Genomic DNA, 18,295 nt, shown 5'->3' with positions numbered 1-18,295 from the left:
ACACGCTACCCTTCTTCTTCGAGAAGATCTCCGGCTCCGGCTGGTTGGCGTTGCCTTGGTCGAGCGCCCTCACCAGCTAGGACGGGGGCATGATGGTGGGCGCGTAGGTGGAGGCGAGGATGTGCGGTCGCGTGGGGGTGAAGAAGGGCATTGAGGGCCTCGTGTTGAAGCACCTCGGCGCCGCTGGGGCGACCGAAGACTGGGCCGTGCCCAGCCCGAACGTCTCCCCGACCAACGCCATCCCCGGCGTCCGCCTCGTGAACGGCGCCCGGTTGGCCAAGAGCTACATGTGGGGGTTCTTGCCCCCGAACGCCACCAGCCGGGCCTTCATCTCCGAATACTTCACCTTTAATGCCCGTGCCGACAAGATCGCTTCGGGCCGCCTCTACTCCAAGCCGTTCAAGAGCCAGCGATGCCTGATCGCCGTCAATGCATGGTTTGAGTGGCCCAAGATCGGGGGCGCCAAGAAGGGGACCCCGTGCACGATCACCCCGACGACTAGCGACCTCTTCGTATTCGCAGGGTTGTGGGGCCCATGGAAGGATCCCGGGACTGGCCTCCACCACGACACGGCCACCGTAATCACTACCGAGCCCAACAACCTGATCGCTGAGTTGCCTCACCATCGAATGCCGGCGATATTGCCTGAATCCGAATGGGCTGCTTGGCTTGATCCAGCGACCCCGGTGTACCACCTCCAGGAAATCCTTAGGCCATGCCCATCGGAATGGCTGGATATCGTGGCGCGCGGGCCAGGTGAGTTCTTGATAGATTGATCAACAACTGAACAGCCGGTCATTCACGCCAATCGCATCATTCAAAGGAAGACCCATGCTCCCTGCTGAAGAGATCCAGACCAAGCTAGAGACATTCCACGGTTCGGATTCGTATTTCCAATGCCATAACCCTAATTTTCTCATGTCAGAAGGTGTCCATTACCTTGTCGATGCAGCGGAATGTGGTTGGTTGCTTGATGCCATCCCGCCTTACATTTTGAGGCTCAGGATGCCCTGGGCCGTTCTTGAACTCAGGAAGTCCGGCAATCGATGGACCCTCACTCTTACGGACGCTGAGGGGAAGGTTTGCGTGACCGAGCCTGTCGACTACTGCACATTCCCCTTACCGGAAATCAAACTGCTCATCGAATGGTCGGAATTGTGCGGGAATAAATGGGTCGTCTACCTTCCCTCCGAGCACTAGTTCTCCAGGTCTCCCTCATGCAATTCACCCACTGCCTTAATTGAGACAACTAACGGGCGCGACCCAAGTGGGGTACTTTTGTACCCCTAGTGAGTCTCCCTACGGGCTTAGGATTCTTATCCTTCATGGGCAAGACTGATTCGGTTGAATCAGAAGCTGCACCGCTTTTCTTCGGTGTGTCCAACTTGGTTGCTTGGGCCTTTGCCAACCGGGCCTTCCGCTTTTCGGCAATGGCACGGATCGACTCCTTAAGGTTTTCCTCGTAGGCGTGTAGATACCTCAAGGCTGTTTGACTAGATTCCCAACCCATCGCAGCTTGGAGGTCTTTGACGCCGAGCCCCCCGGGGCGGGCCAGTTCACAGGCCTCCGTGTGACGGAAGTCGTGAATTCGAACCTTAGGTAAATCAAGATGCGCTCGGACCCGCTCCCAAGCATCCTGCAAATTCGAAATGTGGCCGGAGGCGCTTGCCTTCCCTCGTCCATGCGAGGGGAATACCCACTCTGAAGTCCTCGGCTGCCGTTTCAGGACTTCCAGAGCGTCATCCGTCAGGAAGGTTTCCTTGTAAAGCAGCCGGGTGGTCTTTCTTGCGCCCTGTTTCGTTCTGGCGGTCTTTAGAAGGTCCTCATCTTCATTGATGGCGTCCCAACGCATCGCCTTCACTTCCCAGCTACGGAGACCGGTCAGGAAGCAAAGGAGGAGGGCGTCGGCCATCATGTCCTCAAGGACAAAGTCAGGCTGACGGAGTTCCTTGCGCTTTTGCCGCTGCGCCTTCGCCAACCGGCGAGCCTTTCGCTCCTGCTCCCACCAGAAAGACTTGCGGTTCATGGGGTCACTAAGGAATTGGAGCAGGCGGATTTGCTCTACATCAGTTAAATGGACGCCCCGATCAGTCTGTTCCGGATTCATGACAACGCTAAGAACATGGTTTTCCGTCAGCCCCATCCGTTTGTTCACCGGCCGGCTCATGACCCAGCCCAGCATTGAAGAAAGCATATCCAACGTTCGATTCGCCTCGATGGGGCGGCGATCCTTCTTAGGGTCCTTCTTTGCCACGCTGGGTTGCTTCTTGGCGTGAATTCGTTTGTTGGGATCCCGTTTGTTGGCAGGTTTCTTCCGCGCCCGGCTATTGGTGATAGTGCGGAGGAGTCCTTGAAAATCGGTGACGTCCAGCTCTGATATATATTTGTTTTTTAATGGTTTGGGGACATTTTGGGCCCACTGTCGTTTATATTTCTTCACCGTGTTCCCCGCCATGTTTCCGCTCAGCACGAGTTGGTCCAGTTCCTTAAACCACGCCTCCGCGAGGTCCTGCAACCGCGCGAGTGCCAACTCTGGTTTGACGCGGTGGGCGAGCGGGGGAAGCCCCTTCCCCACGTTCTGCTTGATGACCATCGCCTCTTCACGTGCCGCCTTCGTTTTGTACTCGTCCTTATAGGTTCCAATGACAACCCATCGCATCCTTCCCCCGGGAAGGTTGAACCTGACACCGAACACTATGGTGCCGCTGGCATACACCTTCACCCCGAAGCCCCGAATTTGCTCGTCGAAATAGAATCTGGCCTTCTCATCCTTGGTAGGGATTTCGATGTTCCGGTCGAGGAACGTATCGGAAATTGGATACCGCTGCTTGGGGGCACGGGATTCTGCCTCTGCCAGTACGGTCATGACATCCTCCAACGTCACACTATTGGGGTACTACCTAGGGGTACTATTTCTGCATTGCAATTACTGGGGTTCAGGATGGCATTCATTTCGACTTTGTCAACAACAATCGCAGCTAAGTCATGTGCTCACTTCACTATAATGGCTTATTAAGCCATTCCAAGGTAATGGTCAAAAGGGTCTCATAATCCCTAGGTCGGCAGTTCGAGTCTGCCTCCAGCCACCACCAAGAACACCGGAGCCGATCGGCTCCGGTGTTTTCGTACGCCCACCGCAGCCTGCAGACTCGGACTGCCGAGAAGCAGTGGCGGCCAGGTAGCCCGCAGCGAGCAAGGCCCCAGTAGGGCCTGCGCAGCGTCCGCGGGCGTGGCCAGCCACGCGCCAGTTCGAGTCTGCCTCCTTCGGGCCACGCGGACGTGGCCCGAAGTCTTACGTCAGCCACCAACAAGAAGATCGGAGCCGCGGCTCCGATCTTCTTCTGTACGCCCGGCAGAGAATGCAGACTCGGACTGCCGAGAAGCAGTGGCGGCCAGGTAGCCCGCAGCGAGCAAGGCCCCAGTGGGGCCTGCGCAGCGTCCGCGGGCGTGGCCAGCCACGCGCCAGTTCGAGTCTGCCTGCCCGAGCCCTCCCCTACCTCTTGGCGGATAATGGCTCCTGCATTCATCCACGCCCACCCTCCGGAGGTCCCCATGAAGACCCGAACCCTCGGCCGCTCCGATCTGACCGTCTCCGCCCTCGGCCTCGGCTGCATGGGCATGAGCGAGTTCTACAAGGGCGCCACGGAGCCGGAATCCGTGGCCACCATCCACCACGCGCTGGACTGCGGCCTCAACTTCCTCGATACCGCCGACATGTACGGCCCCTTCAGGAACGAGGAACTGGTGGGCCGGGCCATCAAGGATCGGCGGGATCAGGTGGTGCTGGCCACCAAGTTCGGCAATGTGCGGGGCGAGGACGGCAGCTTCCGCGGCGTGAGCGGCCGGCCCGACTACGTCCGCGCCTGCTGCGACGCGTCCCTGCGCCGCCTGGGCGTGGACCACATCGACCTCTACTACCAGCACCGGGTGGATCGCACCGTGCCCATCGAGGAGACTGTCGGAGCCATGGCTGACCTCGTGAAGGCCGGCAAGGTTCGGTTCCTCGGCCTGTCGGAGGCCGCGCCAGCCACCATCCGCCGCGCTCACGCGGTCCACCCCATCACCGCCCTTCAGACCGAGTACTCCCTTTGGACCCGGGATCCCGAGGACGAGATCCTCCCCACCACGCGGGATCTGGGTATCTCCTTCGTGGCCTACAGCCCGCTGGGCCGGGGCTTCCTCACGGCTCGCTTCCGCACGGTGGAGGATCTCCCGGAAGGGGACTACCGCCGCAACGCACCCCGCTTTCAGGGGGATAACTTCCAGAAGAACCTGGACCTGGTGGCGAAGATCGAGGGGCTCGCGCACCAGAAGGGCGTGAAGGCCTCCCAGCTGGCTCTGGCCTGGGTGCTGGCCCAGGGAAGGGACATCGTGCCCATCCCGGGCACCACCCGGCGCAGCCACCTGGATGAAAATCTGGCGGCCCTGGAGATCGCCCTCACGCCCGGGGAGCTGGTCCAGATCGAGGCGGTGGCGCCCAAAGGAGCGGCCGCCGGCCCGCGCTACCCGGAAGCCACCATGGCCCACGTGAACGGCTGACCCGGGATCGGTTTCGGGAACCAAATGGGACTCAACCTCATCGTTGGGATGCGGGTCTATTCCGTCAACCGGAGGACACCATGCCACGGGGCGCTTTGAAATCATCCTTGCTGCTTGTCGGGACCTTGGGCATGACCGAGGCGCCCGAGGACTCCACGCCCATCCCTGCGGCGCTTTCACTCAGGCCTGCTCCGCGGACAGAGGGCATCGCCTCCGTGGTCAAGCAGTGGGCCGCGGCCTGGCTCGAGGGGAACACGGAGGCGATGTACGCCTGCCTCCACCCCTCCCTGGCCAAGCACATCCTGGGGATGGAGGCCGCTTCCAGCCGGGAGGCCCTCCAGCGGCTCATTGGCGTCCAGTCGGTGCTCGGAAGGGCGGTCAGGGGCCAGTTCCCCGAAGGAGACGTGAAGATCCTGGACATCCAGGGCCGCAGCGGGAGTGCTCGGCTGGACCTGGGCCCGTGGACGGCCTACATCCACCTGGCAGCCCATCATGAAGGCTGGGCCATCGCGAACGTGCTCTGGGAATGGCGGAGCGGGGCAACACCCAGGCACTGACGGGCCGCCTTGGCCAACGGAGCCGATCCCGCCAAACTGGATCGCATGCCTGAGACCCGGCTTCCCGCCGCCAGACGCATCGCCCACCTGGACATGGACGCCTTCTTCGCCTCGGTGGAGCTCCTCGAGCATCCTGAGCTGAGGGGCCTTCCCGTGGTGGTGGGCGGGAGGCGGTCCGTGGCCGCCGCGGGGGGGCGCTTCCCCAGGCTGAAGGAGTACGCGGGCCGGGGCGTGATCACCACCGCCACCTACGAGGCCCGGGCCTTCGGGGTGCGCAGCGGGATGGGGCTCATGAAGGCGGCTGCGCTGGCGCCGGATGCGATCCTCCTGCCCGCGCACTTCGAGGCCTATGCCCGGGCCTCCCGAGCCTTCAAGGCCGCGGTGGCAGAGGTTGCCCCCCTCATCGAGGACCGCGGGATCGATGAGATCTACATCGACCTCACGGAGGTGCCCGGGGATCCGCTCGAGCTGGCCCAGCGCCTCAAGGCGGCCGTGCGGCAGGCCACCGGTCTCACCTGCTCCATCGGGATCACGCCGAACAAGCTGCTGTCCAAGCTGGCCTCCGAATTCCAGAAGCCCGACGGCATCACCCTCCTCGGGTACGACGACATCCCCACGCGCATCTGGCCCCTGCCCTGCTCCGCCGTCAACGGCATCGGCCCCAAGGCCACCGCGAAGCTGGCGGGCCTCGGCATCCGCACCATCGGCGACCTCGCGAAGGCCGAACCATCGTGGCTGGTGGACCACTTTGGGCGAAGCTACGGGCCCTGGCTCCACGAGGCGGCGAACGGCCGGGACGACCGCCCCCTGGCGATCCAGCGGGAGCCCAAATCCATCAGCCGGGAGACCACCTTCGAGCGGGACCTCCATCCCAGGCTGGACCGGGAGGCGCTCTCCCGCATCCTGCGGGACCTCTGCGAGCGGCTCGCGGGAGATCTGGACCGCAAGGGCTACCTGGCCCAGAACGTGGGCATCAAGCTGCGCTTCGAGGATTTCACCACCGTCACCCGGGACCATGCCCTGCCCTGTCCCGTGGCGGATGCAGCCTCCCTGCTGGAAGCCGCCCGTGGGAACCTCCGGCGCGTGACCCTGGACCGCAGGCTGAGGCTGCTGGGCATCCGCGCCGGCGCGCTGGTCAAGCCTGGCCAGCCGCTCTCTCCGGAACAGGAACGTCCGGCCACGCCGGGGCTGTTCGATGCGCTCGAGTCATAAACCCGCTCATCACACCGAGGGCTCGTCCCCATCATGCCGCTTGGTCTGGCGACGCTCCGGGTACAGGGCATCGGCGCAATCGGGGCAGATGCCGTGCGTGAAATCGGCGTCGGAGTGGGCGCTGATGTAGTGTTCCAGCTGGTTCCAGTATCCCGTGTCATCGCGGATCTTCTTGCAGCTGGCGCAGATGGGGAGCAGCCCCGAGAGCTGCTTCACCTGGCTCAGTGCCGAGGAGAGCTCGGCGTTCCGGGCTTGGAGTTCCATGGTCCGCTTGGCCACCAGGGCCTCCAGCTCGGCCTTCCCCCGGGCGAGGGAGGCCACGCGCAGTCGCAGGGTAAGGACGCCGAGACCAAGGAAAGCCAATCCACTCAGCCCCATGGCCCACCAGGTGCGCCACCAAGGCGGCCGGACGCGGAAGTCGAGGCCCACGACAGGTCCGAAGGCCCCATCGCCCTGGGCAGCCCGGACTTCGAAACGGTACTGGCCACCTGGCAGAGCGGGGTATCGCACCTGGCTGCCATCCACTTCCCGCCAGGCGTCTTCCAGGCCAAGAAGGCGCACCTGGAACCGGACCTGGGATTCGTCGAGGTAGGTGGGCGCTGCCACGCGGAACGTCACCGTCGCTTCACTCCGAGGGAATGGGGTGAGTCCGAGGAAGGGCGGCTCGGCCTGCCGGGTTCCATGGGTGATCTGGACGATGTGCGCCGTGGGCGGAACCATCGGCTGATCCGGCCCGACGTCGTAGCGCACCAGGCCGGCGGCGGTCCCCACCCAGATGTGTCCGCCTTCGGCCAGAAGGGCCTGGATGGCGCAGTCCTCGCTGACCATGCCCTCCTGCCGGCCGATGTGCAACGGCGGATCCACCCGGTCCAGGCCCTGGTCCGAGGTGGCCCAGGTCCGGCCCTGCGCATCCACCTCCACGGCGTAGAGGAGGTTGGAGTGGAGGCCCTGCCCCTTGACCCGCTGCTCTAGCACCGTCAGGCGCCCCTGGTCGATGCGGATCCGGGTGAGGCCCTGGGGTTCCTGGTAGTGCACCCAGGCGCTGCCGTCCGGAAGGAAGGCCAGGCCATAGAGCCCGAAGGGCTTCAGTCCATCTGCCTCGGTGAAAAGCTTCCAGGTTCCTGAGGTTTCGCGGAGGTAGAGGCCCGCCGTGGTGGCGGCCCAAAGGCGGCCCTGGCCGTCCTCGCGGATGCGGAAGACCCCGAGCGGGGTGGTCCCCCTTGGGCCGACCTCCTGGACGAGCTGTCGCGCCATGGGGTCCCAGCGGAGCACCCCCTGCCGGCCATGCCCCAGCCAGGTCCGTCCCTGCGTGTCGGTCATCACGGTGTTCACAGCGAAACCAAGATCGCCCAGGGGCGCGGTCTCCGCCTGGCGGCTGCCGGGGTGGAGCCAGAGGGCAGGACCGATGGTGCTGACCATCCAGAGGGTGCCCGCACGGTCCATGGCAAGGCTCTTGATGCGGTGGCCCTCCGTGCCGGGGATTCGGGTCAGGCCTGCCGTCCCCACCCGCAAGGCCCCGTTGTCCGTGGCCGCCAGCAGGGTGCCCCGGGCGTCCCGCGCGATGGACCAGACCACCTCGCCAGAGATCCCCGCACCCAGGCTGTGATTCCAGACCCGCCCCCCGCCCTGCAGCCGGGCCAGCGCCGTCCCGAGGATCCACAGCGTGCCCTCCCGATCCCGGAAGACGGTGCGGACCCATCGGAACGGCAGTCCCCCCGAGGCATCCAGCAGCGTGGTCTCCGACCCGGACACGTGGAGGGCGCCGCCCTGGGTCGGCAGCCATACCGATCCGTCCGGATCGAGGAAGGGAATGCTGTTGGGGGAAAGGCTCGCCCCCAGGCGCCGGGACTCGTCCGTGAACCAGAGGTCCCCGGGCGCCTTCATGGCCAGGGACCGGCCCGACCCTGCCCAGATGCGGCCAGCGCCGTCCTCCACCACCATGGCGACGCCCGTGGCGGGAAGGCCTTGGTCCGCCCCCCACTCGCGCTCTGAGCCGTCGGGCAGGAAGGCCTTGAGGCCGGCCTCCGTCCCCAGGTACACGGTGCCACTGGGCCCGCTGCCGAGGGTGAAGACCCGTCCCTCTGGGCGTCCGGTCCGCTGGTGGAACCGGAGGCCTTCCTCCTCGACGAAGAGCCCCTGCTGGGTCAGGGCCCACAGGCGTCCGCCCTGGCCCAAGGCCAAGGCGACCGCGACCGAGGGCTGCCCGGCTCCATTGAGGGTGATGGTCTCGATGCGGCCTTCCCGGACCCTCACGAGGCCCCGGAGCGTGGCCACCCAGACGCCACCGCCCCAGGCCGGAAGCACCCGGTGGATGAAGCCGGAGGGAAGGCCGTCTTCCCGGCCCCACCGGCGGCAGTGCCCACCTTCGTAGCGCAGGAGGGCGCTTTCAGTCCCGACCCAGAGGAACCCGTCCGAATCCTGGGTCAGGCAGGTGATGGCGCCGGAGGGCAGGCCCTGGTCCGGGCCAAGCACCGCAATGGGGCGGCGCCAGCCGTCCGCGGACAGATGGAGCGCCCCCAGGGCCACCATCAGAACGATCCGCAACCACGCCATGTCCACTCCCATTGCCATCCGACTGAACGGCAGCTCAAGCCGCGAGCCTGACTCCAGGACGCTTCTGGTCAGACCTGGCCCAGCACGCGCCGGTAGAGGGCCTCGTACTGGTCCACGATGGGGCCTTCCGCGAAGGTTCCGAGCGCGCGCTCCCTGGCCGCGTCCCCCATCTTCCGGCGGAGGCTTTCGTCGCGCAGGAGCTTCACCGCGTCGGCAGCCATGGCCTCCACGTCCCCGACCGGTTCCAGGAAACCATCCACGCCGTGGCGCACCACTTCGGGTAGCCCGCCCACCCGGCTCGCGATGACGGGCACCCGGTGGCCCATGGCCTCCAGGGCGGCAAGGCCGAAACTCTCCGTGGCGCTGGGCAGCAGGAACAGGTCCGAGCAGGCGAGGACAGTGCCGATGTCGAGCTGCTTGCCCGTGAACCGCACCTCCGAGGCGAAGCCGCGATCCCGGCAATAGGCTTCGGCTTCCACGCGGTCGGGTCCGTCTCCCACCATCACCAGGCGGGCCGGGATCTCCCGGCGGACGCGCTCGAACACCTTCAGCACGTCCATCACGCGCTTCACCGCGCGGAAATTGGAGATGTGCGTCAGCACCGACGTGGCCTTCGGCGCCAGCCAGGCCCTGCAATCCGGGCGTTCCTGGCCCGGAGGCTCGACGAAGTTCCCGATGACGTCGATCTCGCGCGCCACGCCGAAGGTCCGATAGGTTTCGTCCCGGAGGTACTCGGAAACGGCCGTCACGCCGTCGCTTTCCCGGATGGCCATGCGGACCATGGGCAGGTAGCTGGGATCGCTGCCCACCACGGTGATGTCCGTGCCGTGGAGGGTCGTCACGACCTTCAGGCCCGGGATGGCCATCCGCGCCAGGAGGGCCGCCATGGCGTGCGGGATGGCGTAGTGGGCGTGGATGATCTGCAGGCCATGGTGCTCGGCCACGTCCGCCATCTTGGAGCCCAGGGCGATGGAATAGGGGGCGTCCTCGAAGAGGGGGTAGGTGGTGGCCCGGACCTCATGGAAGCTGATGCGGTCCTCGAAACCCAGGAGGCGCGGGGGGACGCTGGGGCTGAGGATGTGCACCTCGTGCCCCCGGGCCGCAAGGGCCTTGCCCACTTCCGTGGCCACGACGCCGGAGCCGCCGAAGGTGCTGTAGCAGGAGATGCCGATGCGCATGTGGAACCCTCACTAGCAGCTATGATGAACGGGTCCCAGGAATCCTGCCCATGCCTCTTCTGTTCTCCATCGCCTATTACGCCCTTGACGTGATGATCTACCTCCTCCTGGCGGTGGCCATCCTGTCCTGGTTCCCCATCGATCCCCGGAACCGGTGGATCCGGCTGCTCCACACCCTCACCGACCCGATCCTGCACCCCATCCGGGCCCTCGTGCCATCCATCGGAGGGTTCAGCTTCGACATCCTGATCGCCGTGATCCTGCTGGGGCTCATCCAGCGGGTCTTCCTCCGGGCCCTGGTCTCATGAGGTGAACCATGAAGTACACGCCCCTCGACATCCAGCGCCGGGAGTTCGAGAAGGCCTTCCGGGGCATTGAGGAATCCGAGGTCCGGGCCTTCCTCCACGAGGTGGCCGCGGAGTGGGAGGAGCTGCTGGCCGAGAACCAGAAGCTCAAGGAAGAGATCATCGATAACCGGGAGCGCCTGCGCCAGTACCAGGAGCAGGACCGCATCTTCCGGGAGACCCTGCTCCAGGCCCAGCGCACCCGCGAGGACGTGCTGGACGGTGCCAACCGGGAGAAGGAACTCATCCTGCGGGAAGCCCAGTTCAAGGCCGATGAGGTCATCCGGGAAGCCCAGCAGCATGTGGTGGAGCTCGAGGTCCAGATCCGCAACCTGAAGATGGAGCGCACCCGGTTCGTCCGGGAGGTGGAGACGCTCATGGAACGGACCCGCCGCCACATCCAGGACGAGGCGCCGGACATCTATCTCGCCCCCCCGCCCACCCTGAAGCTCGAGGGGCTGGATCTCAGCTCCCTCGACGAGCCCGCCATCCCGCCCGTCCGGCGCCCCAAGCCCACGAATTAGCTCTCAGCCGATCACTGACAGGTGACACCCCCGGAGTTCGCATGTCCCACGCGGTCATTCTCAAAGCCCTTCGCAGCCCCATCGGAAAGTTCCAGGGCTCTCTTGCAGCCCTTGCGGCCCCGGACCTGGCCGCCCAAGTGGTGAAAGCGGTCCTGGCGGCCGCGCCGGGCGTCGAGCCCACTGAGGCCATCTTCGGCCATGTGGTCAGCGCCGGCGTGGGCCAGGCTCCTGCCCGTCAGGCGGCCCTGCGCGGCGGCCTGCCCACCAGCGTCTCCGCCCTCACCATCAACAAGGTCTGCGGCAGCGGCCTCAAGGCCATCCAGCTCGCCGCCAATGCGGTGCGCCTCGGCGACCACGACGTGATCCTGGCGGGCGGCATGGAATCCATGTCCAATGCGCCCTACCTCATGCCCAAGCTCCGCGCCGGGGCCCGCATGGGCCACACGGAAGCCAAGGACGCCATGATCCTCGACGGCCTGTGGTGCGCCATGACGGACCAGCACATGGGGCATACGGGCGAGCTGGTGGCATCCAAGTACGGCGTGGGCCGGGAAGCACAGGATGCCTGGGCCGCCGAAAGCCACCGCAAGGCCGTGGCGGCGATCCAATCCGGCGCCTTCAAGGCTGAGATCGTGCCCATCGCCGTGCCCGGCAAGAAAGGCGACGTCATCGTGGCCGAAGATGAGGGCCCACGCGCGGACACCACGCCCGAAACCCTGTCCAAGCTGCGCCCCGCCTTCAAGAAGGATGGCACGGTCACCGCCGGCAATGCACCCAGCGTGAACGACGGCGCGGCGGCCGCCCTGGTGACGACCGAAAGCTACGCCAAGGCCCACGGCCTGCCCATCCAGGCGCGCATTCTCGGCGCCGCTACCGCCGGTCTGGACCCCGAGTGGGTGCTCATGGCGCCCGTGGAGGCCATCCGGAAGCTCCTGGCCCAGGTGGGCTGGAGCGTGGCGGACGTGGACCTCTGGGAGATCAACGAGGCCTTCGCCGTGCAGCTGGTGGCCACCATGAACGAGCTGAAGCTGCCGGCCGACCGAATCAACGTCCACGGTGGCGCCGTGGCCCTGGGTCACCCCATCGGCGCCAGCGGCGCCCGGGTCATGGCCACCCTCCTCCACGCCTTGGAACGCCACGGCAAGCAACGCGGGATTGCTGCCCTCTGCCTCGGCGGCGGAAACGCCATCGCCATGGCTGTCGAGCGGGTGTAGTTCCGCAGCAAAGCGCGTACATGCAGAAGGGGCCCGGTATGCCGGGCCCCTTCTGCATGCCTGTCCCAGACTAGAAGCTGTACCGCAGCTGCGCGCCCAGGATGTCGATGGTGGCCTTCATGGTGGCGTTGAGGCTGCCCCGGGTGAGGTTGTCGCCCGCAGAGGTCAGATTGATCTTGGCGTCATCGATGAACAGGTGGGTGTAGCCCACATCGAGGGACATCTTCTTGGAGAAGGTGTAGCTCATGCCCACGGAGAGCCACTTGCGGTCGTTGTCGGGGATGCGGGGGGTGCGGTGGTTGTCGTCCACGGCGCCCTGGTCGAAGCCCACGCCGGCCCGGAAGGTCCAGGTCGGGTCCATCTTCCAGGTTCCGCCCAGGGAGTAGAACCAGGTGTCGCGCCAGCTCTCGTCGGTGACGGAATCCGCGAGGCCCGTATCGAACTTCACGCGGAGCTCCTTGAACCGGGACCAGGTGCTCCGGGCCACTTCACCCTGGAAGGAGAAGGCGGGATCCACCTGCCAGTCAAAGCCCAGGGAGGCGGTGGCCGGGAGGGCGAGATCGGCCTGGCCCTTGCCATTGCGGAGTCCAGCGCCCTGGAGGGCGGCCAGATCCGTGGAGGGCATGGTCGAGGGATACTCGAAGGTGGCATCACCCTTCAACGTCATGGTCATGGCCGCGGAGTAGGCGCCGCCCAGGCGGAAGGCCTTGGTGGGCTGCCAGGTGAAGCCCGCCTTCCAGCCGTAGTCCCAGCCGTTGCCCTTCAGGCCGGCCTTTCCGTCCCAGGCGCCGGGGATGGCGTAGCCCGGAGTGCCGAAGGTGGCATTCGGGGTTCCCATGGCGACAGTGGCCACGGGACTGTTCTGGGTGGGGCCCGGTGCCACAGGGGACAAGCCGGCAGCGGCCAAGCCGGAGCCAACCTTCAGGGCCAGGGCGGTGCCGTAGTCCACGCCATTGGTCAGCTCGGCGTCGGCATAGCGGGCGATGAAGGCGACGCCGAAGGAGAACTGGTCGTTCACCCGGTAGGCCAGGCTGGGCGCAATGTCGATGACCTTCAGATCGGACTTCAGGCCGTGGTACCGGCCGATCCAGTTGGCGTCGTACTCGGTGGTGAGGCCGAAGGGCACGTTCACCGAGAGGCCCAGCTTCAGGTCTTTGCTGGCGCTGTACATGATGTTGAACTCAGGGAGGATGGCGGACTGCCCTGAGTTCCCGTGGCTGGAGGGGCCCGAAACCGGTATCAGGCTCGTCGTGGTGTTGGGGTACACATTGAAGCCGAGCGCGGTGAGCGCGGGGGTGCGGTTGGCCGACATGCCATCGAGCTTCACGTCCAGGCCCACGTAGGTGCCGCCGAGGGAGAACTGCCAGCCCTCGTACTGGGTCATCACCGCGGGGTTGAAGAACAGGGTGCTGATGTCGTTGCCCCCCGCGCTGACGCCGGCGAAGGCATTGCCCTGGGAGCTCGGGCTCTGCTCGCGGAGCTGGAAGCCGGAGGCCTGGGCCTGGGGAGCGAAGGCGCCGGCGGCGATGAGGGTCAAGGCCGTGAGGGTGAGGCGTGAACGGTGGGTCATGGGCGCATGGCTCCTAATCCCGGGTGGGGGTGGGTGGCTGTTGGCAGCCGATTCCGAAGGTGGAAGATGGACCACAATACCAAATCGATGCAGACCTGCAATCACTCCCGAGAGCCTACCCTAAGGAAGGATTGCGACCTATAGGTCACCATCCATGAGCGGAATGAGACACCCCGACAGGCTCTCCCCCCCGGCCAGTTCCCGCACCAGCGCGGAGCCGATGACCGGAGTGGCGCCCATCGTCCGCACCGCCGCCAGGCTGGCGGCATCAGCGAGCCCGAACCCCACGGCCAGGGGCCGGCTCGAGATGTTCCGAAGGTGGCTGACCCGCTCGCTTACCGGAGCAAGGTCCGTGTCCTGCCCCGCGCCGGTGACACCCAGGCGAGCCACCACGTAGGCGAAGCGCTGCGCGAAGGGCGCGGCCGGTCCGGGATCCGGGCGCTCCGCCAGCACCTGCCGGGCCCGGCTCAGCGTGGTGGTGGGTGCCAGCAGCGGCACCATGGGATAGCCCGCGGTGCGCAGGTCCGCCTCGAAGGCCGGCTCCTCCCCGAAGGGCAGATCCACCACCAGCAGGGCTTTCACCGGCGTGGGGGCCAGCAGCGTCTTCAGGCGTTCCGCGCCGATCTGGAGCAGCGGGTTCAGGTAGGTGAACAGGATGAGATCCGGGCTGTCCGTGAGGCCGGCCAACGTCTGCAGCACACGAACCGGCGTGGCCCCGCGTCCGATCGCGCGATGCGCGGCCGCCTGGAGCACGGGGCCGTCGGCGATGGGATCGGAATGGGGCAGACCCAGTTCAAGGGCTTCGATGCCGAGGGATCTGGCCTCGGAGAGTTGGGCCGGCAGAGCCTCGAGGCTGGGATCGCCAGCCATCAGGAACGGGAGGAGGGGGTTCATGTCAGATCTCCAGGCGCGACTGGTAGGTGGACAGGTCCTTGTCGCCGCGGCCACTGAGGCCCAGCAGGACCGTGGCGACGCCTTCGGCGGCGAGGGCGGGAAGCGCGGCCAGGGCATGGCTGCTCTCCAGGGCGGGCAGGATGCCCTCGCGTTCGCAGAGCAGGCGGGCGCCGGCGAGGGCCTCCTCGTCGGAGGCACGGCGCACCTCCACCAGCCCATCCATCGCGAGGGCGGCCAGCTCGGGGCCCAGGGCCGGATAGTCCAGCCCGGCGCTGATGCTGGCGGTCTCGGCCGTGTGGCCGTGTTCGTCCTGGAGCAGCAGCGTCTTGCAGCCGTGAAGCACGCCCATGCGCCCGCCATCCAGACGGGCTGCGTGCTCGCCCAGGGCCCGGCCGTGGCCACCGGCCTCCACCGCGAGGCGGCGCAGGCCATCCCCCAGGAAGGGCACCAGCAGGCCCAGGCCGTTGCTGCCGCCGCCGGCGCAGGCGATCACCGCTTCGGGGAGGGCCCCGGCCTGCTCCAGCGCCTGGGCCCGGGCTTCCTCCCCGATGACCGTCTGGAAGGTCCGCACCAGCGTGGGGAAGGGATGGGGCCCCAAGGCCGATCCCAGGATGTAGTGGGCCTGGTCGCACCGGCCCGCCCAGCCCCTGAGGGCCTCGTTCACGGCCTCCTTGAGGGTGCCCTGCCCCGCCTCCACAGGCACGACCTTCGTGCCGAAGAGCCGCATGCGGGCCACGTTCGGGGCCTGGCGGGCCATGTCCGTGACGCCCATGTACACCGTGCAGGCCAGTCCCAGCCGCGCGCAGGCCGCGGCCGTGGCCACGCCGTGCTGGCCCGCGCCGGTCTCCGCGATGATCTCCGTCTTGCCCATGCGACGGGCCAGCAGGGCCTGGGCCAGGGCGTTGTTGATCTTGTGGGCGCCGGTGTGGGTGAGGTCCTCCCGCTTGAGGTAGAGGGCCTTGAATCCCAGCTCCGCAGCGAGACGGGGAGCGACCGTCAGCGGCGTAGGACGGCCCACGAAGTGGCGCAGCTCGGCCTTCAGCTCCGCTTGGAACGCTGGGTCGGCGAGGGCCGAACGGAAGGCCGCCTCCAGGTCCAGCAGAGGCTGCATGAGCGTCTCCGGGGCGTAGCAGCCCCCGAGGGACTCGGCGCCGAAGCGCGTGGGAAGCGTGAATGCATCAGCCATGGGTTCCCTTTCCTGCCCGTGATTCCTGCCTCACAGCCGCCACGAAGGCGGCCACTTTCGCTGGATCCTTCCGCCCGGGTCCGATTTCGAGCCGGCTTGCCGCGTCGAAGCCCCGCAGCCCGAGCCGGGCACTGGGCGGAAGCGCGGCGGCCCGGTCCGCCAGGTTGAGGCCATCCATCCCCCCCGCCAGCAGGTAGGGCCCCGGTGGTGGGAAGGCCATGGCATGGCTCTGTCCCGAGCCTCCCACCACACCCGTCTGGACTGCGCTGGGCTCCCACAGGTAGAGATTCGCGGGTACCGGCGCCTGACCCGGCTCATCGGCCCAGGGCAGCAGGACGACGAGACCGGCCTCGCGCAGCAGGGCGATGCCCTGCTCCCGCTCGGACACCGGCAGGTAGGGCTGGACCCTCCGGAAACCGCGGCGGCGGGCCATCTCGAGCACGGACTCCGCATGATCCGCGACCATCACGAGGACGGCCCGCTCCAGAAACGGCCGGGCCACGGACAGGTCCGCACAGTGGCGAGGGCTGGGGGGGTGGCACACGAAGCCCAGCAGATCCGCACCCTCCCCCGCGGCGAAGGCCGCGTCCTCGGCCCGGACGAGCCCGCAGACCTTGGCCAGCAGGCTCATCGGGCCTCCTGGCGCAGGTCCGCGAAGACGCGTTCCAGGAAGCCCTTGGGATCCGCGCTGCGCATGAGCGCCTCGCCGATGAGCACGGCGTCGAAGCCGGCCCGCAGGGAGGCCTGGGCATCCTCAGGCGTGGCAAGACCCGATTCACGGACCAGCACCGCTTCGGGGAAGGCCATCCTAAGGGGGGCGGCGGTGGGCTCGCCCAGGGTGAAGGTGGAGAGGTCCCGGGCGTTGATGCCCACCATGCGGGCCCCGGCCTCCTGGGCAAGGGGCACCTCCGTGAGGTCGTGGAGCTCCACGAGGGCCTCCAGCCCACGTCGGCGAGCGGCTTCCAGGAAGGCGGCCGTGTGGCCCTTCAGCACCCGGACGATAAGCAGCACCGCCTCCGCGCCGCAGGCTTCGGCCTCCGCGAGCTGAGCCTCGGAGATGACAAAGCCCTTGTAAAGCCGCGGCAGGCCGAAGGCCGCCGCGGCGGTCAGGTGGGCGGCCGCCCCACGGAAGTAGGTCGGTTCCGCCAGGATGGAATAGGCTGTCGCGCCGCCTTCCCGATAGGCCTGGAGCTGGGCCTGGAGCGGGGTTCCGGCGGCGAAGGGGCCGAGGGAGGGCGAAGCCTGCTTGTACTCGGCGATGACGGCGCCGCCTCGGGCCGCGGCGTCCCGGCGCAGGGCCGATTCGAAGGGTCCAGGACCGTCCAGGGTGGCGCGGAGGGCTGCCGCCGCGGGCCCGGCTGAGGCCAGGCGAGCCAGTTCCGACAGCAGCACCCGCTGGAGGTGCGAGCTCTTCGGCAGGCCGGTGCTGCGCACCAGGGAAGCTGGTTCCGGCAGGGCGCTCACGGGTTCACCCCGGCCGCGGGAAAGGGCGGGACGAAGCCGCCGTCGAGGGCACTTCGCATCTCGCGGAAGCTGGCATCCACGCCCTCAAGAGTACCGCCGCGGTGCAGGGCCAACCCCAGGGCCGCCTGGAGGGCCACGGCGTCCGCCACGGCGGGCCGGAAGTCTGGGTGCCGAGCTCCAGCGAAGATCCCCCGGGCCACGGTCAGGGCTTCGGCCCGGTCCGCCACGCGCAAGGCGTGCCGGACCGGCTGGACGATGCCCAGCTCCCGCGGCACCAGCACATGGGGCGCCTGCACCCGGCCGTCGGCGACCGCCAGGATCGTCGTGGGGCCTTCGATGGAGGCTTCGTCGAGGCCCTTCCCTTCCGCGTCCTTGCCGTGGATCACGAAGGCCCGCCGCAGTGTCGGCCGCCGGGCCAGGGCGCCGGCCATGGGCGCCAGAAGGTCCTCCCGGGCCACACCCAGCAGCTGCAATGGCGGGTTCGCCGGATTGATGAGCGGGCCCAGCAGATTGAAGATCGTGGGGATGCCCAGGCGACGGCGGATCTCCCGTAGGCGGCCCATGAGCGGGTGGTAGGCCGGGGCGAAGAGGAAGGCGAATCGGTGGGTCTGCAGGTCCTGGGAAAGGTCGGCGCTGGCGCGGGCCAGGTCGTACCCCAGGGCCTCCATCAGGTCGGCGCTGCCGCAGACACCGGTGGCGGCGCGGTTCCCGTGCTTCACCACGGGTATGCCGAGGGCCGGGAGGAACAGTGCCGTGAGGGTGCTGAGGTTGGCGGTGGAAGCCCCATCACCGCCCGTGCCCACCACGTCGATGGCGCTGTCGGGTACCGGAGGGAAGGGCACCGCCACTTCGGCGAGGGCCTTCGCGAACGCCGCGAGCTCGTGGGCTTCGGGCACCCGCTGGGCCAGCAGGGCCAGGCAGGCTCCCACCAGCAGGGCGTCCGTGTCCTGGTCGATGAAGATGCGCATGAGCTCCGAGGCTGTCGTTTCAGGCAAGGGACGGATGGGATTGTGGGTGGTGAGCAGGGTCATCGGGATTCCTTAGGGGGCGTTAGGGGAAA

17 protein-coding genes are annotated in these 18,295 nt (G+C 67.2%); 8 read left to right on the top strand and 9 right to left on the bottom strand.

Annotated elements, in window-relative coordinates:
• Positions 1-119: 119 nt before the first annotated feature.
• Positions 120-776 carry an SOS response-associated peptidase gene (locus tag ML539_RS05085; protein ID WP_243321267.1) on the top strand — a complete coding sequence of 219 codons (657 nt, stop codon included), beginning with the start codon at positions 120-122 and terminating at the stop codon, positions 774-776.
• 55 nt (positions 777-831) lie between these two features.
• Positions 832-1,200: a DUF6876 family protein gene (locus ML539_RS05080; RefSeq protein ID WP_243321265.1), complete on the top strand. Its 369-nt coding sequence runs from the start codon at positions 832-834 to the stop codon at positions 1,198-1,200.
• 49 nt (positions 1,201-1,249) lie between these two features.
• Here the strand turns inward: ML539_RS05080 and ML539_RS05075 are convergent, their stop codons facing one another.
• A complete protein-coding gene (locus ML539_RS05075) occupies positions 1,250-2,866 on the bottom strand; it encodes a site-specific integrase (protein WP_243321263.1) in 1,617 nt (538 codons plus the stop codon).
• A 686-nt stretch (positions 2,867-3,552) separates the two neighbouring features.
• Between ML539_RS05075 and ML539_RS05070 the strand changes: the two genes are divergently transcribed.
• The 3 genes from ML539_RS05070 to dinB all read left to right on the top strand — a co-directional run bounded on the left by ML539_RS05070 (position 3,553) and on the right by dinB (position 6,308).
• Positions 3,553-4,539, top strand: a complete 987-nt coding sequence (locus tag ML539_RS05070; protein ID WP_243321262.1) for an aldo/keto reductase — start codon at positions 3,553-3,555, stop codon at positions 4,537-4,539.
• A gap of 131 nt (positions 4,540-4,670) precedes the next feature.
• Positions 4,671-5,096: a nuclear transport factor 2 family protein gene (locus ML539_RS05065; protein ID WP_243321260.1), complete on the top strand. Its 426-nt coding sequence runs from the start codon at positions 4,671-4,673 to the stop codon at positions 5,094-5,096.
• A gap of 45 nt (positions 5,097-5,141) precedes the next feature.
• Positions 5,142-6,308 carry a DNA polymerase IV gene (gene dinB, locus ML539_RS05060; protein WP_243321259.1) on the top strand — a complete coding sequence of 389 codons (1,167 nt, stop codon included), beginning with the start codon at positions 5,142-5,144 and terminating at the stop codon, positions 6,306-6,308.
• Positions 6,309-6,317: 9 nt separating this feature from the next.
• Here the strand turns inward: dinB and ML539_RS05055 are convergent, their stop codons facing one another.
• Positions 6,318-8,861 carry a two-component regulator propeller domain-containing protein gene (locus ML539_RS05055; protein WP_243321256.1) on the bottom strand — a complete coding sequence of 848 codons (2,544 nt, stop codon included), beginning with the start codon at positions 8,859-8,861 and terminating at the stop codon, positions 6,318-6,320.
• A gap of 68 nt (positions 8,862-8,929) precedes the next feature.
• Positions 8,930-10,039 carry an N-acetyl-alpha-D-glucosaminyl L-malate synthase BshA gene (gene bshA, locus ML539_RS05050; protein ID WP_243321254.1) on the bottom strand — a complete coding sequence of 370 codons (1,110 nt, stop codon included), beginning with the start codon at positions 10,037-10,039 and terminating at the stop codon, positions 8,930-8,932.
• A gap of 50 nt (positions 10,040-10,089) precedes the next feature.
• Here bshA and ML539_RS05045 point away from each other — a divergent pair, with 50 nt between their 5' ends.
• Genes ML539_RS05045 through ML539_RS05035 form a run of 3 tightly spaced genes read left to right on the top strand, consistent with a single transcriptional unit; the run spans position 10,090 to position 12,121 of the window.
• Entirely contained in the window at positions 10,090-10,347 is a 258-nt protein-coding gene (locus ML539_RS05045; RefSeq protein WP_243286192.1) for a YggT family protein, read from the top strand.
• Between the two features lie 8 nt (positions 10,348-10,355).
• Positions 10,356-10,907, top strand: coding sequence for a DivIVA domain-containing protein (locus ML539_RS05040; RefSeq protein ID WP_243321252.1), 552 nt, complete (start codon positions 10,356-10,358; stop codon positions 10,905-10,907).
• A gap of 41 nt (positions 10,908-10,948) precedes the next feature.
• On the top strand, positions 10,949-12,121 hold the full coding sequence (locus tag ML539_RS05035; protein ID WP_243321251.1) for a thiolase family protein: 1,173 nt from the start codon (positions 10,949-10,951) through the stop codon (positions 12,119-12,121).
• Between the two features lie 70 nt (positions 12,122-12,191).
• On the opposite strand, the gene ML539_RS05030 is transcribed toward ML539_RS05035, so the two are convergent.
• The 6 genes from ML539_RS05030 to trpD form a co-directional block, all read right to left on the bottom strand.
• On the bottom strand, positions 12,192-13,691 hold the full coding sequence (locus tag ML539_RS05030; RefSeq protein WP_243321249.1) for an outer membrane protein transport protein: 1,500 nt from the start codon (positions 13,689-13,691) through the stop codon (positions 12,192-12,194).
• 138 nt (positions 13,692-13,829) lie between these two features.
• On the bottom strand, positions 13,830-14,585 hold the full coding sequence (trpA, locus tag ML539_RS05025; protein WP_243321247.1) for a tryptophan synthase subunit alpha: 756 nt from the start codon (positions 14,583-14,585) through the stop codon (positions 13,830-13,832).
• Position 14,586: 1 nt separating this feature from the next.
• Positions 14,587-15,771 carry a tryptophan synthase subunit beta gene (trpB, locus tag ML539_RS05020; RefSeq protein WP_243321245.1) on the bottom strand — a complete coding sequence of 395 codons (1,185 nt, stop codon included), beginning with the start codon at positions 15,769-15,771 and terminating at the stop codon, positions 14,587-14,589.
• Positions 15,764-16,402, bottom strand: coding sequence for a hypothetical protein (locus ML539_RS05015; protein ID WP_243321242.1), 639 nt, complete (start codon positions 16,400-16,402; stop codon positions 15,764-15,766). The genes trpB and ML539_RS05015 overlap by 8 nt, the downstream gene beginning before the upstream one ends.
• Positions 16,399-17,235 carry an indole-3-glycerol-phosphate synthase gene (locus tag ML539_RS05010; protein ID WP_243321240.1) on the bottom strand — a complete coding sequence of 279 codons (837 nt, stop codon included), beginning with the start codon at positions 17,233-17,235 and terminating at the stop codon, positions 16,399-16,401. The genes ML539_RS05015 and ML539_RS05010 overlap by 4 nt, the downstream gene beginning before the upstream one ends.
• On the bottom strand, positions 17,232-18,266 hold the full coding sequence (gene trpD / locus ML539_RS05005; protein WP_243321238.1) for an anthranilate phosphoribosyltransferase: 1,035 nt from the start codon (positions 18,264-18,266) through the stop codon (positions 17,232-17,234). Before trpD ends, ML539_RS05010 begins: the two co-directional genes overlap by 4 nt.
• Positions 18,267-18,295: the final 29 nt, after the last annotated feature.

The organism is Geothrix sp. SG200, from assembly GCF_022808935.1.
GTDB lineage: Bacteria > Acidobacteriota > Holophagae > Holophagales > Holophagaceae > Geothrix > Geothrix alkalitolerans.
This window is presented reverse-complemented; position numbering and strand designations above follow the sequence as displayed.